Here is a 1,608-nt window from a genome sequence, read left to right on the forward strand (position 1 = left end):
GAAGTTCTTTGAGCGGGCAGCGCCAGCAATCGTCGGGATGGAATCGTGCGCTGGATCGCAATGGATCGCCAGGAGACTTCAGGCACTGGGGCACAAGGTTCGCCTGATCCCAGCGCAGTTCGTGAAGCCCTACGTCAAGTCGAACAAGAGCGACATCATCGATGCCGAAGCTATCGCCGAAGCAGCCACGCGGCCGACGATGCGATTTGCCGCGATCAAGAGGGAGGAGCAAGCCGACCTCCAAGCCTTGCATCGGGTGCGCGACCAGATGATCGGCACGCGAACCCGTCTGATCAACCAGATGCGAGCATTCTGCCTGGAATACGGCATCGCATTGAGACAGGGCGCCGGACTGTTCAAGCTCGACTTGCCACTGGTTCTCGATGACCTGTCGAATGACCTCTCGCCGGCAATGCGCAAACTGCTTGTGGACCTGTTCGCCGATCGCGCCAGTTGGAGCAGCGCATCAACGACGTGACGAGGGAGATCGCAGCGATTGCAGACCGAGAAGATGTTGCCCGCCGGCTCATGACGATCCCCGGAATCGGAGCATTGGGAGCCACCGCGCTACTGGCGGCCGTCGGCACCGGATGCCAGTTCCAGAAGGCTCGCGACCTGGCCGCATGGCTGGGGCTTGTCCCTCGAGAATACTCGACCGGGGGCAAACAGAAGCTACTCGGTATCAGCAAGCGCGGGAACCGCTACGTTCGCAAGCTGCTCGTTCATGGCGCGCGATCATGCTTTCGCCACCTGGATCGAACCCGGGATCGCCTGGGAAGCTGGCTTGATGGGTTGCAGAGCCGTATGCACCCGAACAAAGCCGTTGTCGCACTTGCCGCCAAGATGGCGCGCATTGTCTGGGTTGTCCTGACCAAGCCGGGAGCGCTCTACGAACGCAGGGACCCTGCTTTCGCCTGACGCTCCGGCTCGATTGCAAGGTTCGGGAATAGTGATGACGAAACAGTGGATCAGCATGCCGTAAGCCCTGTGCAAAAAAGCGGGCTTCGTGCCCGAACCATTTATTGGGAACGGCGTGCGCGGATCTCATCATGGCCTGGCTGCAACAGCAGCTCACTCGCGAGAGGCCGGATACATTTATGCAACTGGAATCGTCGTCGGCGATGTCGCGAACCCTTGCACGGACGGGGCGGACCATACATTTTTTGAAAGAAGCTCGCGCAGTGCCGACGCTTCGAGCATCTGGTCGGCGAGCAGCTTCTTCAGCTTCGCGTTCTCGTCTTTCAAGGCTTTCAGCCGTTTGGCAGGAGACGTCCATCCCGCCATACTTCGCCTTCCAGTTATACAGCGTCGCCTCGGAGATCCCATGCTTGCGCGCCAGGTCGCCCGCCTTTGCTCCCGCCTCATGCTCACGCAGAACCGCGATGATCTGCTCTTCCGTAAACCGCTTTCTGTTCATCAGTCCGTCCTTCAATCGTAAGCGCCACGCCGCTCCCCTCGTGCGGCTCATGAGGTGAATGTGCCAAGAATCCTTCCGATCGCGAGAGACGGAGGGTCCAGTGGGAGAAGACGGCAAAATGGACGTCCATTTGGACGTCCCGACAACTGGCTATGCACGCCGTGTCGAGGCATGTTCGAAGCCGGAATAGG

2 pseudogenes are annotated in these 1,608 nt (G+C 59.8%); one reads left to right on the top strand and one right to left on the bottom strand.

The window, feature by feature from the left end:
• Positions 1-918 (top strand): annotated as a pseudogene (locus EN780_RS33770) (IS110 family transposase); the annotation flags it as partial.
• 237 nt (positions 919-1,155) lie between these two features.
• Here the strand turns inward: EN780_RS33770 and EN780_RS33775 are convergent.
• Positions 1,156-1,417: pseudogene (locus EN780_RS33775) on the bottom strand (transposase); the annotation flags it as partial.
• Positions 1,418-1,608 lie beyond the last annotated feature (191 nt).

Origin of the sequence: Mesorhizobium sp. M4B.F.Ca.ET.089.01.1.1 (assembly GCF_004022605.1) — a bacterium.
GTDB lineage: Bacteria > Pseudomonadota > Alphaproteobacteria > Rhizobiales > Rhizobiaceae > Mesorhizobium > Mesorhizobium abyssinicae.